The sequence below is a fragment of the Cetobacterium sp. genome (assembly GCF_051653945.1).
In the GTDB taxonomy this organism is placed as follows: domain Bacteria; phylum Fusobacteriota; class Fusobacteriia; order Fusobacteriales; family Fusobacteriaceae; genus Cetobacterium_A.
Genome location: NZ_JBOFXD010000050.1, coordinates 51,939 through 70,598, shown reverse-complemented (window position 1 = coordinate 70,598; position 18,660 = coordinate 51,939). Strand labels below are relative to the sequence as shown.

The 18,660-nt window shown below is 28.9% G+C and carries 18 protein-coding genes, 1 pseudogene and 1 riboswitch; of the genes and pseudogenes, 16 read left to right on the top strand and 3 right to left on the bottom strand.

The window, feature by feature from the left end; all coding sequences use genetic code 11:
- From ACRC8M_RS05160 to ACRC8M_RS05105, 12 genes are all read left to right on the top strand, one after another.
- A partial coding sequence (locus tag ACRC8M_RS05160; RefSeq protein WP_438528170.1) for an EFR1 family ferrodoxin occupies positions 1-517 on the top strand: 517 nt, incomplete at its 5' end.
- Positions 518-1,236: 719 nt separating this feature from the next.
- Positions 1,237-1,434, top strand: coding sequence for a hypothetical protein (locus ACRC8M_RS05155; protein WP_438528169.1), 198 nt, complete (start codon positions 1,237-1,239; stop codon positions 1,432-1,434).
- Positions 1,435-1,922: 488 nt separating this feature from the next.
- A complete protein-coding gene (locus tag ACRC8M_RS05150; protein WP_438528168.1) occupies positions 1,923-2,036 on the top strand; it encodes a hypothetical protein in 114 nt (37 codons plus the stop codon).
- Between the two features lie 62 nt (positions 2,037-2,098).
- On the top strand, positions 2,099-2,296 hold the full coding sequence (locus ACRC8M_RS05145) for a relaxase/mobilization nuclease domain-containing protein (RefSeq protein ID WP_438528167.1): 198 nt from the start codon (positions 2,099-2,101) through the stop codon (positions 2,294-2,296).
- 254 nt (positions 2,297-2,550) lie between these two features.
- Entirely contained in the window at positions 2,551-2,841 is a 291-nt protein-coding gene (locus tag ACRC8M_RS05140; protein ID WP_438528166.1) for a hypothetical protein, read from the top strand.
- Positions 2,814-3,146 carry a hypothetical protein gene (locus ACRC8M_RS05135; protein ID WP_438528165.1) on the top strand — a complete coding sequence of 111 codons (333 nt, stop codon included), beginning with the start codon at positions 2,814-2,816 and terminating at the stop codon, positions 3,144-3,146. Before ACRC8M_RS05140 ends, ACRC8M_RS05135 begins: the two co-directional genes overlap by 28 nt.
- Before the next feature lie 664 nt (positions 3,147-3,810).
- Complete coding sequence (locus ACRC8M_RS05130) at positions 3,811-4,743, top strand: Abi family protein (RefSeq protein WP_438528164.1); 933 nt, start codon at positions 3,811-3,813, stop codon at positions 4,741-4,743.
- 21 nt (positions 4,744-4,764) lie between these two features.
- On the top strand, positions 4,765-5,760 hold the full coding sequence (locus ACRC8M_RS05125; protein ID WP_438528163.1) for a hypothetical protein: 996 nt from the start codon (positions 4,765-4,767) through the stop codon (positions 5,758-5,760).
- Positions 5,761-5,926: 166 nt separating this feature from the next.
- Positions 5,927-9,130, top strand: a complete 3,204-nt coding sequence (locus tag ACRC8M_RS05120) for a helicase-related protein (RefSeq protein ID WP_438528162.1) — start codon at positions 5,927-5,929, stop codon at positions 9,128-9,130.
- 10 nt (positions 9,131-9,140) lie between these two features.
- The gene (locus ACRC8M_RS05115; RefSeq protein ID WP_438528161.1) at positions 9,141-11,201 is read left to right on the top strand and encodes a hypothetical protein; all 2,061 of its coding nucleotides are present in this window, start codon (positions 9,141-9,143) and stop codon (positions 11,199-11,201) included.
- Positions 11,202-11,296: 95 nt separating this feature from the next.
- Positions 11,297-12,718, top strand: coding sequence for an Eco57I restriction-modification methylase domain-containing protein (locus tag ACRC8M_RS05110; RefSeq protein ID WP_438528160.1), 1,422 nt, complete (start codon positions 11,297-11,299; stop codon positions 12,716-12,718).
- 238 nt (positions 12,719-12,956) lie between these two features.
- Positions 12,957-14,069: a hypothetical protein gene (locus tag ACRC8M_RS05105; protein WP_438528159.1), complete on the top strand. Its 1,113-nt coding sequence runs from the start codon at positions 12,957-12,959 to the stop codon at positions 14,067-14,069.
- A gap of 508 nt (positions 14,070-14,577) precedes the next feature.
- Here ACRC8M_RS05105 and ACRC8M_RS05100 read toward each other — a convergent pair.
- Positions 14,578-14,736 (bottom strand): hypothetical protein, encoded by a 159-nt coding sequence (locus ACRC8M_RS05100; protein ID WP_438528158.1) that lies wholly within the window; start codon positions 14,734-14,736, stop codon positions 14,578-14,580.
- A gap of 228 nt (positions 14,737-14,964) precedes the next feature.
- On the opposite strand from ACRC8M_RS05100, the pseudogene ACRC8M_RS05095 reads away from it, so the two are divergent.
- The 3 genes and pseudogenes from ACRC8M_RS05095 to ACRC8M_RS05085 all read left to right on the top strand — a co-directional run.
- Positions 14,965-15,045 (top strand): annotated as a pseudogene (locus tag ACRC8M_RS05095) (Arm DNA-binding domain-containing protein); the annotation flags it as partial.
- Positions 15,046-15,099: 54 nt separating this feature from the next.
- Complete coding sequence (locus tag ACRC8M_RS05090) at positions 15,100-15,483, top strand: hypothetical protein (RefSeq protein WP_438528157.1); 384 nt, start codon at positions 15,100-15,102, stop codon at positions 15,481-15,483.
- Positions 15,484-15,492: 9 nt separating this feature from the next.
- The gene (locus ACRC8M_RS05085) at positions 15,493-15,780 is read left to right on the top strand and encodes a tyrosine-type recombinase/integrase (protein WP_438528171.1); all 288 of its coding nucleotides are present in this window, start codon (positions 15,493-15,495) and stop codon (positions 15,778-15,780) included.
- A gap of 128 nt (positions 15,781-15,908) precedes the next feature.
- On the opposite strand, the gene guaA is transcribed toward ACRC8M_RS05085, so the two are convergent.
- Positions 15,909-17,447: a glutamine-hydrolyzing GMP synthase gene (guaA, locus tag ACRC8M_RS05080; RefSeq protein ID WP_438528156.1), complete on the bottom strand. Its 1,539-nt coding sequence runs from the start codon at positions 17,445-17,447 to the stop codon at positions 15,909-15,911.
- A 65-nt stretch (positions 17,448-17,512) separates the two neighbouring features.
- Positions 17,513-17,610, bottom strand: a riboswitch (purine riboswitch).
- A 165-nt stretch (positions 17,611-17,775) separates the two neighbouring features.
- Here guaA and rnmV point away from each other — a divergent pair.
- A complete protein-coding gene (gene rnmV, locus ACRC8M_RS05075; protein WP_438528155.1) occupies positions 17,776-18,339 on the top strand; it encodes a ribonuclease M5 in 564 nt (187 codons plus the stop codon).
- A 30-nt stretch (positions 18,340-18,369) separates the two neighbouring features.
- Here the strand turns inward: rnmV and ACRC8M_RS05070 are convergent, their stop codons facing one another.
- Positions 18,370-18,651 carry a hypothetical protein gene (locus tag ACRC8M_RS05070; RefSeq protein WP_438528154.1) on the bottom strand — a complete coding sequence of 94 codons (282 nt, stop codon included), beginning with the start codon at positions 18,649-18,651 and terminating at the stop codon, positions 18,370-18,372.
- Positions 18,652-18,660: the final 9 nt, after the last annotated feature.

Here is an 18,660-nt window from a genome sequence, read left to right as displayed (position 1 = left end):
TTATGGAATACCATTTGATCAAGTTAGTAATATTCTATCAGAGAAAGGAAGAGAGCTAGACTACTCTGAGTACTGTCATATGCCAGATAACTATTTAAAACTATTTAAGGCTATGCCAGAAGATAAAGCTAAAATTGATATTGAATCGTCTAAAGGTAAGATGAAAGCAATTTGTGATGATATATTAAAAAGAAAAAAACATTCAGCTAATAGTAATATCTTTTTATATCCAATATTTTTATTAATTTATAAATTTTGGAGACTTGGATTAAAAACAGTTTCTAAAAAGTTTAAATTGAATAATGAAAGATGTATAAGTTGTGGAATATGTAAAGATGTTTGTCCTGTTGAAAATATAGAACTAGTTGATGGAAAACCTGTTTGGGATAAAAATTGTGAAGATTGCTTAGCATGTGCAAATCTATGCCCAACTATTGCTATATCTTGTGGTGGTAAAAGTAAGTATGACAATAGGTATAAAAACCCTTATATTGGGGTTAATGAGTTGAAAAAATAAAGATTTATTACAATGCAATAGTTGCTAAAAAAGATGTATAGTACTCAAAATATAGAGTGTTTACACTGGAGTATTATAATTTAAGTACAGTAAAGGCGAATTACTATTTCATAGACAAAAGTACATAAAAATGACACTCTAATATGAGTTTTAAGGCGTTCGTTTGAAATTACCCTAATTAGTAGTAGTAGGGTAAAAAAATGTCATATAACGAGTTGTAGATGTTCATATAAAGCCTTGAAAACATTGTATTACAAAGGGGTTTCAAGGCAAGGAATAGAGAGATAAAAACTAAAAAAAGAGAAGAATTTTCTTCTCTTTTTGTTTAAATACCACACTTTCGAATCTTCTCTTTAAGCTCAGGTATTGTATTACAAATATTTTAGCATAAAAAAGGGTTTTTCTATAATTTAGGAAGAAAAACAGTTATTTTTTGATACAATTTTCAAAATACATCTTAAAAATGTACACAATTTAAATTTATTTTGAAATAAAAAAGAGATTTCTTTTATCAATTGATTATAAAGAAACTAAAGAAAATATTGAAATAGTTAGAGATATTATAAGAGAGGATGAAAAATATTGATGGGATAAAGAAAACGATACTTTATACAGACATCAAAATAATCCAAATATTAAAAATAAAAAATGAAAATAGAATTAAATTAAGAAGAAATGTATGATATAATATATTCTTAAATAAGAAGGAGTTGATGAGTATGGCGACATCATCATTTACTAGAAAGATAATAGTAACAGGGAAAGAAGCAACTGATATGATTATAGATGCTATTACTTCTGATACTGATATAAAAAAAGATAGACATAAAAGAGAAGAATTTATAGCTGTAAATCGTAAAAGGGGGAGAGCATCATTAGAAAAGTTTGCGTCTCACTACAAGAAATTGAAGAAATAGTTCCAAAAGAGTTAGTAGTAGAAATTATAGATAAATTTGCGTGTTTAAATGATAAGGATATTGAATTTTTTTAAAGAAAAAAGCTCAACTATTTCAGCATAAAAACAAAGCTAGAACTTATTTTATAATGGATGAAAAAAAATAGATAGTTTATATAACAGTGTTTTAGAAATCTCTACATTTTTGATAGGACAGATAGCAAAAAATGATTGTAATAAAGATAAAATTTTTGGGAAATAACTTATAGATTATGCTTGTAGTTATATAGAAGAGGCTTCTGAGGTTGTTGGAGGACGCATTATTTTAATAGAATTAAAATTACTAGATGAGGGGGTATCTTTATTAATTGAAAAAAAGTTGAAAAATAAGAGTTAGTATTGTTGATTGTAATTAATCAAGAGTCCTTAGCGACAAGAATAAAGATCGGAAGCCTTAACGGCAGAGGTAGGATTCCTACCTCATTTTTTTATATAGAGAGTTAATGAAAGATGCGAAAGAAGAGTATGAAGCTTTTTTACTTTCTTATAAATAAACATATAAAACCTTACTTTAAAGATTTAAAGATAAAAGATATAGAAGCAATAACTATTAGAGCTTGGTAAAATAAATTATTATTAAGCGAACAGACTCTGCTCGGAAGATTTTAAACGGGCAATCAAGGAATTTGGAGAGACAAAAAAATTCTATCAAAAAGAGGAGAAGGAGAGAATACAAACATATAATTCAAAGTTTTAAAGCTGGAGAGGTAGATAGAGAAAAGGCACTGGAAATTGGAGTAGAATTCTGTGAGAAAGCTTTTCTAGGACATGAGGTATTTATAGCCACTCATACAGACCGAGAGCATATCATGAAATCTGCTTAACTCATGGATTGGAGATTCCACAAAAAATAGAGAGAAAGGGAAGATAATTACTTGGGATAAAAATAAGTATGTGACAATCAAAAATGGAATTACCAAAGAGAGTGACAGTTTAAATCTGGTAAAGGTAATTATCAAGACTTCACAGGAGAGCAAAAACAGAGAAGAGGTTCTGAAGAATATATAGAGGAAAGGGTATAGAACTGATTGGGAGGAGCAGAGAAAAAATATAACCTTTATAGTGTATAAAAAGATACTTGTGGGGAATAAGGATAAGTTTAGACTCTCTACTCTCCAAAAGACATTTAACCAAGATATTCTTAGCAAGGAGGGGGTGGAAAATAGCAAGAGAGGGAACAGAACAGGAGTATCTAGAGAAGCTAGAGGAAATTGAATATAAAGACATTGCAGAGTTTGCTAGAGAGTTTGAAAAGAGAAGAGGTAGAGAAGGAAATTCTAATTCAATTGCAGAGGAGATCTATAGAGAATCAGGCGGAGCTAACAGAGAGAGGTTACAGAATTGTCCAAAATCCTACCCTCGCTCATAGAAGATTTGAAGAAAGAAAACGAGAAGAATTGGAAAAGCAACAGCGAGAATTTAAAAAGAGAAAATCAGGAAGTAATGAACGTGATCTCTAAAACTCAGAATAGCCAAGAGCTTATAAAAGTGAGTTTCAGAGAAAATGTTGCAGAGTTTGAGAAAAATTCAGATTATCTCATACAAGATTTTAAAGGAAAGATAAGCAGATATTTCATAGGAATTTTCTCTCTGAATATTTTTAGTGGAATCATTTTTCTTATAGAAGCATATTTTTTCAGTACAGGGGGATCAAAGAGGATATTGGCATTATAAAAAGAGTTTTGATTGGAGATGAAAAATACTGGTGGGATAGGGATAATAAAATTTTATTTTTACAAAGATGTGGTTCTAAAGATTGAGCTTTTAAAATAGATTTTAAGACATATAAAATATCTCGAAGAAAATATAAAAGCTTTAAAAACGTGGTTTTAATGAGTTTTACAAGAGAAGTAAAAATTTTAAAATTAAAAATGTATTTTGAATATAAAAAAGGAGAGAAAGTAAAAAATTCTCTTAAAATTTTACGACTTACTAATTTATTTTAGTAAGTTCAAACGTCAACTTGCCTCTTAGATTATTTAATAAGATCTTGTCGAAGGCGATTAACTAAGTTACACAAAAATCGTCCGATTAATTATGTGTCCGCAGACATTTCCTTCCAATCTCTTGCAGTAATATTATATAAAATTTTCATAGAAATTTCAATGTTTTCTGTTGAATATAAAAAAATATCAGAAAAATTACGAAAAATGCTGTGAAAAAAAATGAAATATGCTATAATGGGTTCAAATTCAAATAAACAATTGACAAAAACGTAAAAAAAAGGTATTATTTTATAACTGATCGTGCTATGCGAGTTATTTGAAAAAATACGGGCATAGACTATAGACTGCCTCCTTTTTGCAAAGGGGGCTTTTTATATTACTGGGAGGAAATTTTGGATAAACCATTTTCAGATTTTGAGAAACAGATAGATATTTTAACTAAAAGAGGAATCACTTGTGATGATTATACTAAATTTTATCTCATGAGAAATAATTATTATTCAGTAATCAACTTTTATAAAACCCCTTTTTTGCAAGAGAAAGGAAGCGATAAGTATAAAGTTGGAGTTCACATAAGGGAAATTATAAGTCTCTTTGAATTTGATAAAAGCTTAAGAATGGCATTTTTTAACTCTATAACCGAGTTTGAGAGGGTAATGAAAACTTTGATTTCTTATCATTTTTCTGAAATAAATACTAATAATAAGCATGAAAGAGTTGTTAATAGATATTTAGATTATGATTGCTACTATTTGAATTCATATAATTTGGATAATATTCATATAATTGTAAAAAGAATGAAAAATTTATTAAAAGATTATAAAATTGAAGTTTTGAAGCACTATAAGGAGAAAAATAATATTCCTCTATGGGTTTTAATTCATTTTTTAACATTTGGAGAAATGAGTATATTTTTTACAGTAATAAAGAACACTGTAAAAGATAGAGTTATAAACTCTGTGAAAGCTATCTATGAGAAAGAGTATGGCTCAGAAATTAGGGTCTCAAAAGAATTTATGGAATCATTTTTAAAAGTAGCTGGGAATTTTAGAAATGTGTGTGCCCATAATGAAAGAACTTATAATTTAAAAACAAAAGTTACAATCTCCTCTAATGAATTTATTAATTCTAAGAGTAGACAAAACTTATTTGGAGTATATCAAGGACTTAGGATCTTTTTGACGAAAGCAGAGTATAGTATTCTTACATCCTCTTTGATAAAAAGTTGTGAAGAACTAGAAAAAAATTTGAGAGTTATTGAGATAAATCAAATTTTGGAAGCGATGGGATTTCCAATAAACTGGCATAAAATGGAAAATTTATAAGATTCTAAAAAGGTGGAATTAATGAAAAAATCTCATAAAAAGACAATAAAAGAAATTGGAAAAATCCTGTTAGGAGTATCAGGAGTATTAATAATCATAAACTTTGGTTTGATTGGAGCCAATGAATTATACGAGAGTTATCCGTTTTTATTTGCGAAAGACTTAGATAATGGAAAGTGGTTAGAATTTTTAGGAATATTTTTAGGTATTTTAGGATCGTTTTTGATTTACTGGAGCAACAGAAAATATGAAACCAATAAACAAAAAATTCAGGATATGAAAGTTGAGTTAGATTTAGATATAAAAAAACTTGCAGAAATCATGGATGCAGCCGACTTTCATACAACTAGAATAGTATATGAAAATATTAATTTTCAAAAAATTGACATCAAAAATATTGAAAATACTCAAGAAATAATCATTGAAAATAAAAAAATATTATTTAATATTCATAAAAAAATGAATACTTTAGGATTAGAACTTTATCTTTCAAATAATTTTTACAAAGATATACAAAAACTGCATAATTTTTGTAAAGATTACTGTGATAAATATTTATCAGAGCTTATTAATTGTTTGAATTTATATCAAATATATATTCCAGAACTGAAAAAATATGAGAGTATTATATTGGAAGAAAATACTTATTTACAGTTATTTTATTCCTATGATAAACAGATAGGAATTTTAGATAGTTTAATAAAAACAGATAACGAATTTTTATCAATTAGTCAAAGAGAAGAATATATTAAAGAAAGAAATAAATCAAATTTTGAAAAAAATAATATCTCTATTAAATTATCTGAATTAGGAGAGAGAAAAAATGAAATTTCAAATAAAATAGCTTATAAAACAACACCTAAATTTATTCAAGATGTAATAAATAGTTTAGAAAAAATTGAAGAAATTGAAAAAATACTTGAACAGGAAAAGCGAGAGTTAGGTGAAGAAATTAAAAGATATATCGAGTCCAGAAAAAAAACTATAGATGAAGAGAATGATAAAATCAAAAATTAAGAAATCTATTTTTAAAATTAAATAGGATTGAGAAAGAGTAGAGTATTCTGAAGTCAAGAATATTCTACTCTTTTTGTTTGTTTAGCTTTTAACATTATCTCATAGCAAGTGACGAAAAAAAGTGATATAATTTTCATAAGAAAAACTAATAAAATAGGGGGACAAAATGGATGATTTAACATTTTTTACCAATGAACAGGGAAAATCATTGGCTGAAAGATTTTCTAAGATTTTGATAAACAATACTAAATACTTAGATGTCTTAGTAGGATATTTTAGGGCATCTGGTTTTTATGAGGTCTATCAAGCTTTAGAAAAAACAGAAAAAATAAGAATTTTAGTGGGGATAAATGTAGATAAGAAAATTGCCAGTATGTATTCACTAGCACAGGGTGGAGATAATATCGTTCTATCAAATAAAGATGTAAAGAATATAACTACTGATAAAGTAATAGATGAGATGAACAACTCAGAGGATTCCTTAAAAGTAGAGGAAGGAATCAAAAAATTCATAGAGTTGATTCAAAATGGAAAGTTAGAAGTAAGGGTTTATCCGAGAGATAAGATCCATGCGAAAGTATATATAATGAGAAAAGATCTGGAGAAGTCTGAGGATTTTGGAAAAGTCGTAACGGGATCAAGTAATTTCTCTTATAGCGGATTAAAGGGTAATCTGGAATTCAATGTAGAGTTAAAGGATAGGAGAGATGTTGAGTATGCTCTGGAAAAGTTTGAAGAGCTATGGAAAGAGGGAGTTGAGATCTCAAAGGAATATATAGAGACTATAACTCAAAAAACTTGGATAAATGATGAGATAACTCCATATGAACTATATCTGAAATTCCTCTATGAATATTTCTATGAAGAGATTAATGCTGATATGAGGGAGTTTAAAGGGGAGTTTCTTCCAGATGGATTTACAAAGTTCCAGTATCAGATAGATGCAGTTAATCAGGCAAAAAAAATTCTTAATAAATATAATGGAGTATTTCTTGCAGACGTAGTTGGACTAGGAAAGACATATATAACAGCATTATTGGCTAGAGAACTGAAGCATGGAAGAAGTTTGGTTATATGTCCACCAGTGCTTCAAGATTATTGGAAAAGAGTTCTTGAAGATTTTGGAGTTTCCGCAACAGTAGTCTCACTGGGAAAATTGGATAAGATAATTGATGAATATCCAAATGACTATTTTAGACATATATTTATAGATGAGGCACACAGATTCAGAAACTCAGCAACTTCAAATTATACTAAGCTTCATCAGATTTGCGTTGATAAAAAAGTTGTTCTTATTTCTGCAACCCCTCAGAATAACTATTCATCAGATCTTTTGAATCTGATTTCTCTTTTTCAGCAGAGAAATAATTCTAACGTAATTGAGGATAATCCAGATATTGAGGATTTTTTCAAAAAATTAGATACCAAAGAAAAGAAAGCGATAAAGCTCCATAAGGATGCTAATACAGAAGCAAGTAGAGAAAAATTGGATAGAATAATTGATGAAAACTCAAATGCTATAAGAGACAAAGTACTAAGAAAAATTATGGTAAGAAGAGTTAGAAGTGAGATAAAAAAATATTATAAAGATGATATGGAAAAGCAAGGACTTGTATTCCCAGAACTGGGAACACCAGAACAGATAATCTACTCATTTGATGAGAAGATGGATGCAATCTTTGAAAATATCTTAACTTTAATAACAAGTCTGAATTACTCAAGATATAAAAGTTTAACTTACTTGAAGAATCCTGACTCAGATACAAGAACCCTTCTGGTAGGTCAGATGAATATGAAAGGATTCATGAAAGCACTACTACTAAAAAGGTTAGAAAGCAGTTTCTTTGCCTTCTCTAATACTGTTAAGAGATTTAAAGAATCTTATGAAAAATTCTTGGAGATGTACAATGAGGGAGTTATATACATAAGTAAAAAATATAATGTGTATGATCTACTGGCAGATGAAAATGATGAAAAACTGATGAGACTAGTAGAAGAAGAGGAGATTGAAAGATTTTTAGTAGAGGAATTTGATGACAAGTTTAAAAGAGATTTAGAGTCAGATTTGCAAGTATTAAGAAGTATCTATTTAGAGATTGAAAAGATAACTGTAGATCCTAAGCTCGATTATTTTATAAAAGAACTGAAAACTAATAGCATCTTAAAAGGTACAAAGAAAATAATATTCACAGAATCTCAAGAGACAGCTAATTATCTGAAAGAAAAATTGAAAGAGGCATTAAATGAGCCAATTATAGAATTTACTGGAAGTTCAAACATCTCTTTAAAGGATAGAATCCGTGCCAATTACGATCCCAACTATGAAAAGTCTAAAGAGGATAGATATAATATTCTGATAACGACAGATGTACTGGCAGAGGGAATAAACCTTCATAGAGCAAATGTACTTATCAACTATGATCTTCCATGGAATCCCACAAGAATAATGCAGAGGGTAGGAAGAATTAACAGGGTAGGAACAAAATTTGATAAGATATATGTATTTAATTTCTTCCCTACTTCAAAGTCGAATGAACATCTAGGACTAAGAGACAATATTACAAGTAAGATAAACTCTTTCCAAAAGACTCTCGGAGATGATTTTAAATATCTTACAGAGGATGAGGTAGTTGGAGGGCATGAACTTTCTGGAGAGCTGCTTTATTCTCAATTAAATAAGAGATTGGATGTAGAGGATGAATGGGAAGAATCAGAGCTTGAATATCTGAAAGAGATAAGAGAGATAAGAGACAGGGATGAAGATCTTTTTGTAAAGATAAAAGAGCTTCCTAAAAAGAGCAGAAGTTCTAAGTATGATTCTACAATCGAAAAACCTAGTGTAATATCTTTCATAAGAGATGGAGAGCTGAAAAGAGTATATATCACAGATCAGGATATAAATACAAGAGAGCTGACATTTTTTGAAGCAGTAAAGCATATAAAATGTAAGATGGAAGAGGCTAAAATTCCTATGGGAGATGATTTCTACGAACTTCTAAAATGCAACAAATATTACTTTACCGAATCTAAAGAGAAAAATATAATCCAGACACCTCAAAAGAAAGCTGGAAAAGACGCAGAGTTTTTGAAACTTGTGAAAGCACTGGACAGTTATAGAAAGTTCTCGGGAGATGAGGAGAAAAAAGTTAAAAAGATAAAAGAGTTAGGGGAAGCTGGAATCATTCCTAAGGATATTTTGAAAAAAATAGTAAATGAAGCAAATGATGTTATGAAGCGTGATTCTAATCCACATAAAATATTGGAACATGTTTTTAATGAGATTCCAGATGTTTACAGAGAAACAAAGAAAAAAAATATAGATATAACAACAGGTAATGTAGAGGTAATATTATCTGAATATTTAGCATAAGGGGAAGAAAATGGATGAGAAGGAAAAATTAAGTTTAATCAGCAGTCTGATAGAGAATAGATTTAATATAGAAAGATTTTCAGACTTCGTAGCAAGAGTTTTGAACGTGACAGTTAGAGATAGAAAACCTTCAACTGCCATCTGGAAAGAATATAGAAACTACATTGAATCATATCAGATTCTTGGGGATTATACAGACAAAGATGGACAAAAAAATTATATAATTGTGGTAAAAACTAAGGATAGTAAAGATCCAACAAGGGCAAAAGGTAAACAGAGAGAGATAATTGCTAAGATATTGAGAGAATATAGAAAAGATGGAGCATTAGTTGCATTTTATAATGACTCTGATTCACATTGGAGAATGGCATTTGTGAAGTTGGAATATACTTTTACTGAAAAGGGAATAAAAGAAAAATTAACTCCAGCAAAAAGACTCTCTTATGTGGTTGGAGAGGGTGAAGCTAGTCATACAGTAAAAAAACAGATGATGACTTTGACTAAGATAAATGATGCGATTAGCTTAGATGAATTAGAAAAGCTATTCCAGCTTGAGAAGGTAACTAATGAGTTCTTTGATGATTATAAGAAAAAATATTTGGATCTGAAAGAATATTTAGAAACTAATAGTGAATTTATGGTAGAAGCAAAAAGACAAAACATGGAAAATCCTGAATCTTTTTCAGAAGGTTTTGCAAAAAAATTAATGGGGCAATTGGCATTTTTATATTTCCTTCAGAAGAAAGGATGGTTAGGTGTAAAAATTGTTCCTACCGAATTAAGTAACGAAGATTTTAATGCTGTTTATGATAGGGCTATCGGAGATGAGAAAGATATATTATCGGAGGCTTTTTCAATGTCAAATTCAGGAAACTATAAATTAAATCCTTCAAAAGTCATGGAAATGGAGATCAAAGATGCTGATAATTTAGCAAGTGCTTTTAAAAATATAGTTAAATTTGAAGAACCATGGGGAAGCGGAGATAAAAAATTTATCAGAACCCTTTTTGAAAGACATATAACAATCAAGAAAAACACAGGAAAAGAAAGAACATTTTTTAATGACTATTTGGAATATATGTTCTATGATGCTCTAAATTTAGATAGAGGAGCAAATCAATATTTTAAAAGGTTCAATTGTAAAATTCCTTTCTTAAATGGTGGATTATTTGAACCTTATGATGATTATGATTGGAAGAATACAGATTTTAAAATTCCTGATGAGATATTCTCAAATTCAAAAGGGGATGGAATTTTAGATATTTTTGATAGATATAATTTTACAATAAATGAAAATGAACCTTATGAAACAGAGGTAGCAGTTGACCCAGAGATGCTTGGAAAAGTATTTGAAAACCTTCTGGATGTAAAAGATAGAAAATCTAAGGGAGCATTCTATACTCCAAGAGAGATAGTTCATTATATGTGTAAAGAGTCAATCATTAATTATCTTATGAATGAAGTACCTAATCTGACTAGAGATGGGATAGATTATCTTATTCAACTAGGAGAATTTACAAAAGAATATGATGAGCATCTCTTTGAGATGGATTATATGAAAGCATTAGAGGAAAAAAATACTACAGTTAAACTTATATGGGGAATGCCAGAGTTCATTAGGAATAATGCAAAACGTATAGATGATGTCTTAAAAAATGTTAAAGTTGCAGATCCAGCAATAGGTTCAGGAGCTTTTCCTCTTGGAATGTTAAATGAGATAGTTAAAGCTAGAAATACTCTGACTCAATATATCATAATTGCAGAATCTCTTGAAACAAAGGATTTGAACTTTGATAAGTATAGAGTAGTGAGAGATAAAGCATATAGAACTAGATCTCTTTACAGATTGAAAATAGAGACTATAGAAAATTCTCTGTACGGTGTAGATATAGAGCCAAGTGCGGTTGAAATTGCAAAGCTAAGATTATGGTTATCTATAGTAGTAGATACTCAGAATAATGATATAAGACCTCTTCCTAATCTGGATTTTAATTTTATGACTGGAAATTCTTTATTAGAAGAGTTTGAAGGAGTAAAGTTATTTGATGAAAAGTTACTCAAAAAAACTTAAAAGAAACTTATACGGAAGCTGAAAAATTAAATGCTCCTACTTTATCATTTCAAAAAGGATTGTTTGGTGGGATAGAGGATCTTAAGATTGATATAATGATGAAGTTAGATGAGCTTCATAAGAAATTTTTCAAAGAGAGAAATAATGAAGTTAAGAAAAATATAAAAAGACAAATAGAAGATACAGAATGGATTCTTATACAGGAAACTTTGAGCCACTCTGGAAATAGCGATAAGATAAAAGAGCTTGAAAAATTAAGGAAACAAAAGAGAAAACCATATTTCCTTTGGAAGCTTGAATTTGCAAGAGTTTTTAAAGAGAAAGGTGGGTTTGATATTATAGTAGGAAATCCACCATATATAGGATTCCATAAAGTTCCTCACAAAGAGGAAAGTAAGAAAATTTTTTACTCGGCTAACGGCAAGTATGATTTTTATGTTTTATTTATTGAAAAAGCTATTAATCTTTTAAAAAATAAAGGTAATTTGACTTATATTTGCCCCTCTTATTTTTATAAAAGAAATTATGGACAAAAATTAAGAGAATTTTTATTAAGAGAAACAAATATTAAACTAATTATTGATTTTCAAGATTCACAAATATTTGAAACGGCTCAAACATACACATGTATATTTTCTACAGAAAAAGAAAAAAGTAATGGTAATAATTTGATAAAAATTAAAGAAAATTTAGATTTTAATGGGAAAGAACTACTATTGGAACAAGAAAATTTAATAGAGCCACAATGGATAATCCAGAAGGATTCTCAAAATGGAATTGTAGAACGATGCAAAAAAAAATCAAAAATTAGTTTAGCTGATATAAGTATTTCGATTTCTCAAGGGATAGTAACAGGAAATAATTCAGTATATTTAATTTCAGAAAAAACTATAAAAGAATATGGAATGAATTATAATTATCTAAAGAAAGCTTATAAGGGAAAGGATATAAAAAATGGAAAACTTATAGAAAGTGGTTATTATATTTTTTATCCCTATAATTTTGATAAAAATAATAAAAATGTTCTAGTTGATGAAAACGAAATCGAAGAAATGAATCCGCAATTGCTCAAATACTTGGTAGAACACAAAGAAGAGCTATTGACAAGGGAATATTTTTTGAAAAGTAATAAAAAATGGTATGAATTATGGAATCCAAGAAAAGCAATTCATTTTTACAATAGAAAATTTGTATTTTCAGAAATAAATAATAAGAATGATTTTGTCTTAACAAATGAATGTTTTTATACAGATAGTGCTTGTGGATTTGAACTGAAAAAAGAATATCAGAAGTTTGAAGATATTATAGAAAAATATCTTAACTCTAATATAGCGACGGATCTTTTAAAGCAAATTTCTGTTCCTAAAGCCAATGGGTATTTTATCTATAAAAACTCATTTTTAAAAGATTTTCCAATAGTTATAGATTTAGAGAATGAAGAGGAAATAACTAGCTTTAAACAATTAAAATCTGGAGAAGAAATTGATAATTTTATTTATGAAAAAATTATTAAATGATTTTAGATAAAAAGGAAGAATAGAAGCGGATGAAATAGATAAGATAGTTTAGTGAGAATTGAAAAGAAGCTCTTTTTTCTTTAGAGACATATTTCCAAAAGTTGATATATATAAGAATGGAAAGAATTCGCTGCACAGTGCTTTGGAACAAGAGATTAGATTTAAAATAACTGATATTTTTAAAAATTTTATAAATAAAATATAAACTGGAGTATAAGAACTTCAAAGGAGGAGAAAAATGCCTGAAATAGAAGATTTACATTTAATAATAAGTGAAAATATTAAAGGAAAAAAAATTAATTATGACGATTTAAAAGAAAAAATGAGAATGAAAATAATAGAGTATTCAAAAAAAGATGAATCTCTAATTAGTCCAGAAAATCTAAAAAAGGGAGATCAAAAAATATTTGAAACTGATGAAATAATTGACATGTATTTTAAAAGCGTTTTAATAGATTATATGAAAAAGATGAATCTTTTATTTTTGCAGATAGGTTCTTCTGTACAAATATTAGAAGTATATGAAAATCAAGATTTGAATACGTATGTTTTTTTAAGAGAAAACTTTTCAGTAGAAACGGGAGATAAAGGTGGAGAGTATAAGAATATTCAAATTAACATTGAAAAAAATTTTTTAGAGGAAGTTTTTGAATGGGCAGAGACAAGTCAAAAATTTAAAGAGAAAATTATAAAGGGAGTAGATGGTGAAAATATTGTATTTCTTTGTAAAGAAATACAAGTAATTCCATCAAACAAACCAAATAAAAAAATAACATATGATGATTTTATAAAGAAAAAATATAAAGAGTTAACAATAATGGCTGATAACAAATTAATGAAAATAATAAAGGAATATGGAGAAATAGAAAAAAAATATGAAGAAATAAGAGCAGAAATAGATGATTTAATTGGAAAATCCGAGAAAATGAAATCATTAATTGATAAAACTGATAAAAAATCAAAAAAAATAGAAAATAAAATCAAAAAATCAGAAGGATCAATAATTACAATTATGGGTATTTTTGTATCTATTTTCACTTTTATTTCTATAAATACACAATTTTTTGGAGAAGCAGCAAAAGCTAAATCAAGTTTAGAAATAATTATACTTTTATTAGCAATAAATATTATTATTATAGTGACACTCTCTTCTTTATTGTATTTAATAAAAAAATTAATTCTAGATAATTCTGAAGATGAAAGCTATAAAAATAATTCACCAAAAACTTCACTAATAATAGGGATAGTAGGATTAGTGATTTTAATCATTCTATTATTATCGTATAAAGAGAAAAAGGTAGTTTTGGATGTAACTAAATACATTTATAATATTTATCAAATTAAAAAATAAAAATAGTTTAGAATTAGAATCCGAAATTGATTAGTTAATGTGCGATATCTATGATTTAAATTTGTAAGAAAAAGAGTTTATAAGAAATTTTTAAAATCTAGGAGGAAATAATGGTAGAAATTAAATTTGATATCATAGAAAAAATTGGAGCTATTGGTGAAGAATCTAAAGGTTAGACTAGAGAAGTCAATTTGATCTCTTGGAATAATAGAAAAGCTTCCTGATTGGGATGAGAATCACAGATGGGTAAGGATAAAAGGAGTTAAAAGCTCTTCCAGAACTAATTTATTAATTCTGGAAGAGCTACTATTTTTATAGATTAAAAATGACTATAAAAAAATTTTAATAATTTTTTTCCTTAATTGTAAAAGGAAGCTTTATTTAATCTTTGAATTTCTTTTTTTCTTTTTCTACGAAGAAATAAAAAATAAGGTTTAGTAATGAATCTAGTAACTGGATTTTTTGAAAATAAAAAATAAACTTTTATAAAACGGAATAAAGTTCTTTGTCATAATATCAAAAAGACAATAGAGAATTCACTGTAACTCAGAGAAAAATAATCATGAACTTTGTTAAAAAGATAATCTGTAAATTCATCATACTTAACTGAAAGTTTTGCAATTATAAATTCTAATTTTGAATACTTTAATTTTAAATATCTTGCCATTTACCCCACTTCCCCATCTGTTCTTTTTTTGCTTTTTTTATATCTGATAAATTTTTAAAATTTCATTAGTTCTACTGAATCTTCCCTTTTAAATTAGGTAAGTGTTCCAAATATCTCTTTCAGCTCATCTGTAGTAATTGATAAGTTGAATCTATTAATTTGCTGAACAATTCCATCTAAGGGATGAGATATGCTTGTATATAAAAAAGATAATGGAACTTACTACGTATCATTTTACTCGGAAAAAAGATTAAAAAGAAGAAAGAGGGTTTTAAAACCAAAAGAGATGCTTTGATTCATGAGAAAGAATTTTATAATAAGAGAGCAAGGAACAACTATTTTAAAACTTTAGTAAGCATTTACATGGATTATTGCAAAGCAAGGTTGAAACCTACAACCATAAGAAAATGGCAAAATACTCTATTAGTTCATGAGAATGAATACAGTCCTACCTATCTAAAAACTATTAATAATCAAGTAAGTGTAATCTTCAATTATGCTATGAAGTATTATAAGCTCTCATCCAATCCAGCTAGAATATCTGGAAGTATAGGAAAGAAAAGAGCTGCTACAATGCTTTTCTGGACAAAAGAAAAATTTCGTAAATTTATAAGTGCTATTGAAAATAAGTACATGTCAAAGATAATGTTTAAGCTTATCTTCTGGACAGGAATGAGAAGTGGAGAACTACTTGATGTAAAGATAGAGTTACATAGAGCTATACAAGACATAAGGGAGAGAATCTGATTCAAGAGCATCTCAAAATTTCTCTGTGAGGAGATAAGGAAATTTTCAGAAAGAAGATATGATTATAGATCAGATGAAAGACTGTTTCCCATGACAAAATTTTTTCTCCATCATGAGATGAAAAGAGGATGTCAAAATTCTGGAGTAAAAAAGATAAGAGTTCATGACCTGAGATACTCCCATGCTTCACTTCTTATAGAGATGGGGTTCTCTCCGCTGATTATTGCCGAGAGATTAGGGCACGAAGATATTCAAACAACGTTACAGACATATTCACATCTTTACCCGAATAAATAGGAAGAAGTTGCTAATAGATTAGAAGAGCTAAATAGGAGTTGAAAATAACGAATAGTACTCAGGTAGTACGCATGAGTAAAAAAATCGTGCAACCCCTCATAAAAAGGGACTGCACGAATATATATTTCTTACTCCCACTCTATTGTAGCTGGTGGCTTAGATGAGATATCGTAAGTTAATCTGTTGATTCCCTTAACCTCATTTATGATTCTATTAGAAACTTTATCTAAGAACTCATATGGTAATCTAGACCATGTAGCAGTCATAAAGTCAATAGTGTTAGCTGATCTTAAAACAGCAGTGTACTCATAAGTTCTTTCGTCGCCCATAACTCCAACTGACTTAACAGGTAAAAGTACTACGAAAGCTTGGCTAACCTCTTTATATAAATCAGCAGCTCTTAACTCTTTAATAAAGATATCGTCAGCTTCTCTTAAGATATCAGCTTTCTCTTTATCAACAGCTCCTAAGATTCTGATTCCAAGTCCTGGACCTGGGAATGGGTGTCTGTCAACCATGTGAGCAGGAATCCCTAACTCTCTTCCAACAGCTCTAACCTCATCTTTGAATAACTCTCTTAAAGGCTCAAGTAGTTCAAATTGCATATCCTCAGGAAGTCCTCCAACGTTGTGGTGAGACTTAATCGTAGCAGAAGGTCCTTTTACAGATTGAGACTCTATTACGTCTGGATAGATTGTTCCTTGAGCAAGGAATTTAACATCAGTTAATTTAGATGCCTCATCATTGAATACTTCAACGAACTCTTTTCCAATTATTTTTCTCTTAGCTTCAGGATCAGTAACTCCAGCTAATTTGCTTAGGAATCTCTCTTCAGCATCAACACATTTGATGTTCATGTGGAAGTTCTCTCCATAGATTTCCATTACGTTTTTAGCTTCGTCTTTTCTAAGAAGTCCTGTATCAACGAAAATACAGATCAATTGATCTCCAATAGCTTTGTGTATTAATGCAGCAGCAACAGAAGAGTCAACTCCTCCAGAAAGTCCAAGTAAAACTTTCTTATCTCCTACAGTTTCTTTTATAGATTTAACTGTTTCTTCAATGTAGTTACCCATTGACCAGTTTTTTTCACATTTAGCAACTCCAAATACGAAGTTTTCTAGCATCTTTGCTCCATACTCAGAGTGAGTAACCTCAGCGTGGTATTGGATACAGTAGATATTTTTTTCAACATTAGCAGAAGCAGCTATACAAGAATCTGTATGAGCGATTTGCTTAAATCCTTCTGGTAATACTGTTACGTGGTCTCCATGACTCATCCAAACTTGGTTTAAGTTAGGAACATCTTTGAATAATGGACTTTCTAATTCGTCAATAATAAGCTCAGCTTTTCCAAACTCTTGCTTATCAGCTCTTTCAACATTTCCACCTAATAATTGAGAAGTTAATTGCATTCCGTAGCAGATTCCTAAAACAGGGATTCCTTGTTCATATAATGCTTTATCAATTGTTGGTGATCCATCTAAATAAACTGATGCAGGTCCACCTGAAAGAATGATACCTTTTGGTTTTCTAGCTAAAATATCCTCTAACGGTTCGAAATAAGGAACAACCTCAGCGTAAACTCCCATTTCTCTTACTCTTCTTGCTATTAACTGGTTATACTGAGAACCAAAGTCAAGAATAATGATGCTATTTTTCTTCATAAAAACCTCCAAAATATAATAAAAAAAGAGATAATCATACTCTATAAAAAAACAGAAGGTAGACTAATCCCTTTTATCTTTTTCATAGAAACTAATTTACGGTTAGTTGTAGAGACGTTGCACCATATTTGCAACTTATACGAATGAATATATTTACTTTTGGAACATTCTAGCATATAAATAGAAGGTGTGTCAACCTATAATTAAATAATTTAATCACAAGTAAAAAGACCTATAATCATATAAAAATAAAAAATAGTATTACATATAAAAAAATGTTACAATTAAGTATAAAATTCATGTTTGAAGTTTGAGAGGATATAAATTTATGAAAAAAACAATTAAAGAAGTTATTGTCGTTGAAGGAAGAGATGATATATCAGCGGTAAAAGCAGCAGTAGATGCTGAGATTATACAAACTAATGGGTTTGCTATTAGAAAAAAAGGAAATATAGAAAAGCTAAGAGTTGCTTATGAAAATAAAGGAATAATAGTTTTAACAGATCCAGATTTCGTAGGAGAAGAGTTAAGAAAATATATTTTAAAGTTTTTTCCAGAAGCAAAACAAGCCTATATAAGTAGAAAAGAAGGGTCAAAAGATGGAGATGTCGGTGTTGAAAATGCAACTCCAGAAGCTATAATAAAAGCCTTAGAAAATGCAAAGTGCGAAGTAGTTCAAAATACAGAGGCTGTGTTTACTATGGAAATTCTAATGGACAATAAACTTTCTGGATTTACTGAGTCTAAAGAGCTAAGAGAAAAGCTTGGAACAGAGTTAAGAATAGGATATTCTAATGCAAAACAATTTCTATCTAAATTAAATAGATATGGAATAACTATGGACGAGTTTTTATCAGCAATAGATAATATAAAAAAAACCAAGGAGAATTAATCCTTGGTTTTTCTTTTGTTAGGTTTACTCTTAGAAAGAGATTATTTCAGCAGTAGCTTCGTACCACTCGCCCTCTTCGTCTTCTCCAAACTCAATAAAGAAGTTAACTTGAACATCCTCTAAAGTGAATCCAACACAGTTCTCATCCTCTACTGTAAAGAACTCTATCTTTTTAAACTTTATAGCATCTAATTTTTCTCTTAAATCCTCTCTTTGTTCAAAAAGCTCTAATATATCCTCTTTTATAAAGAATTCTTTTTTTTCAAATTCCTCATTAATTCTATCTATTTTTTTCATTAATTCTTCTGTCATATCTTCCTC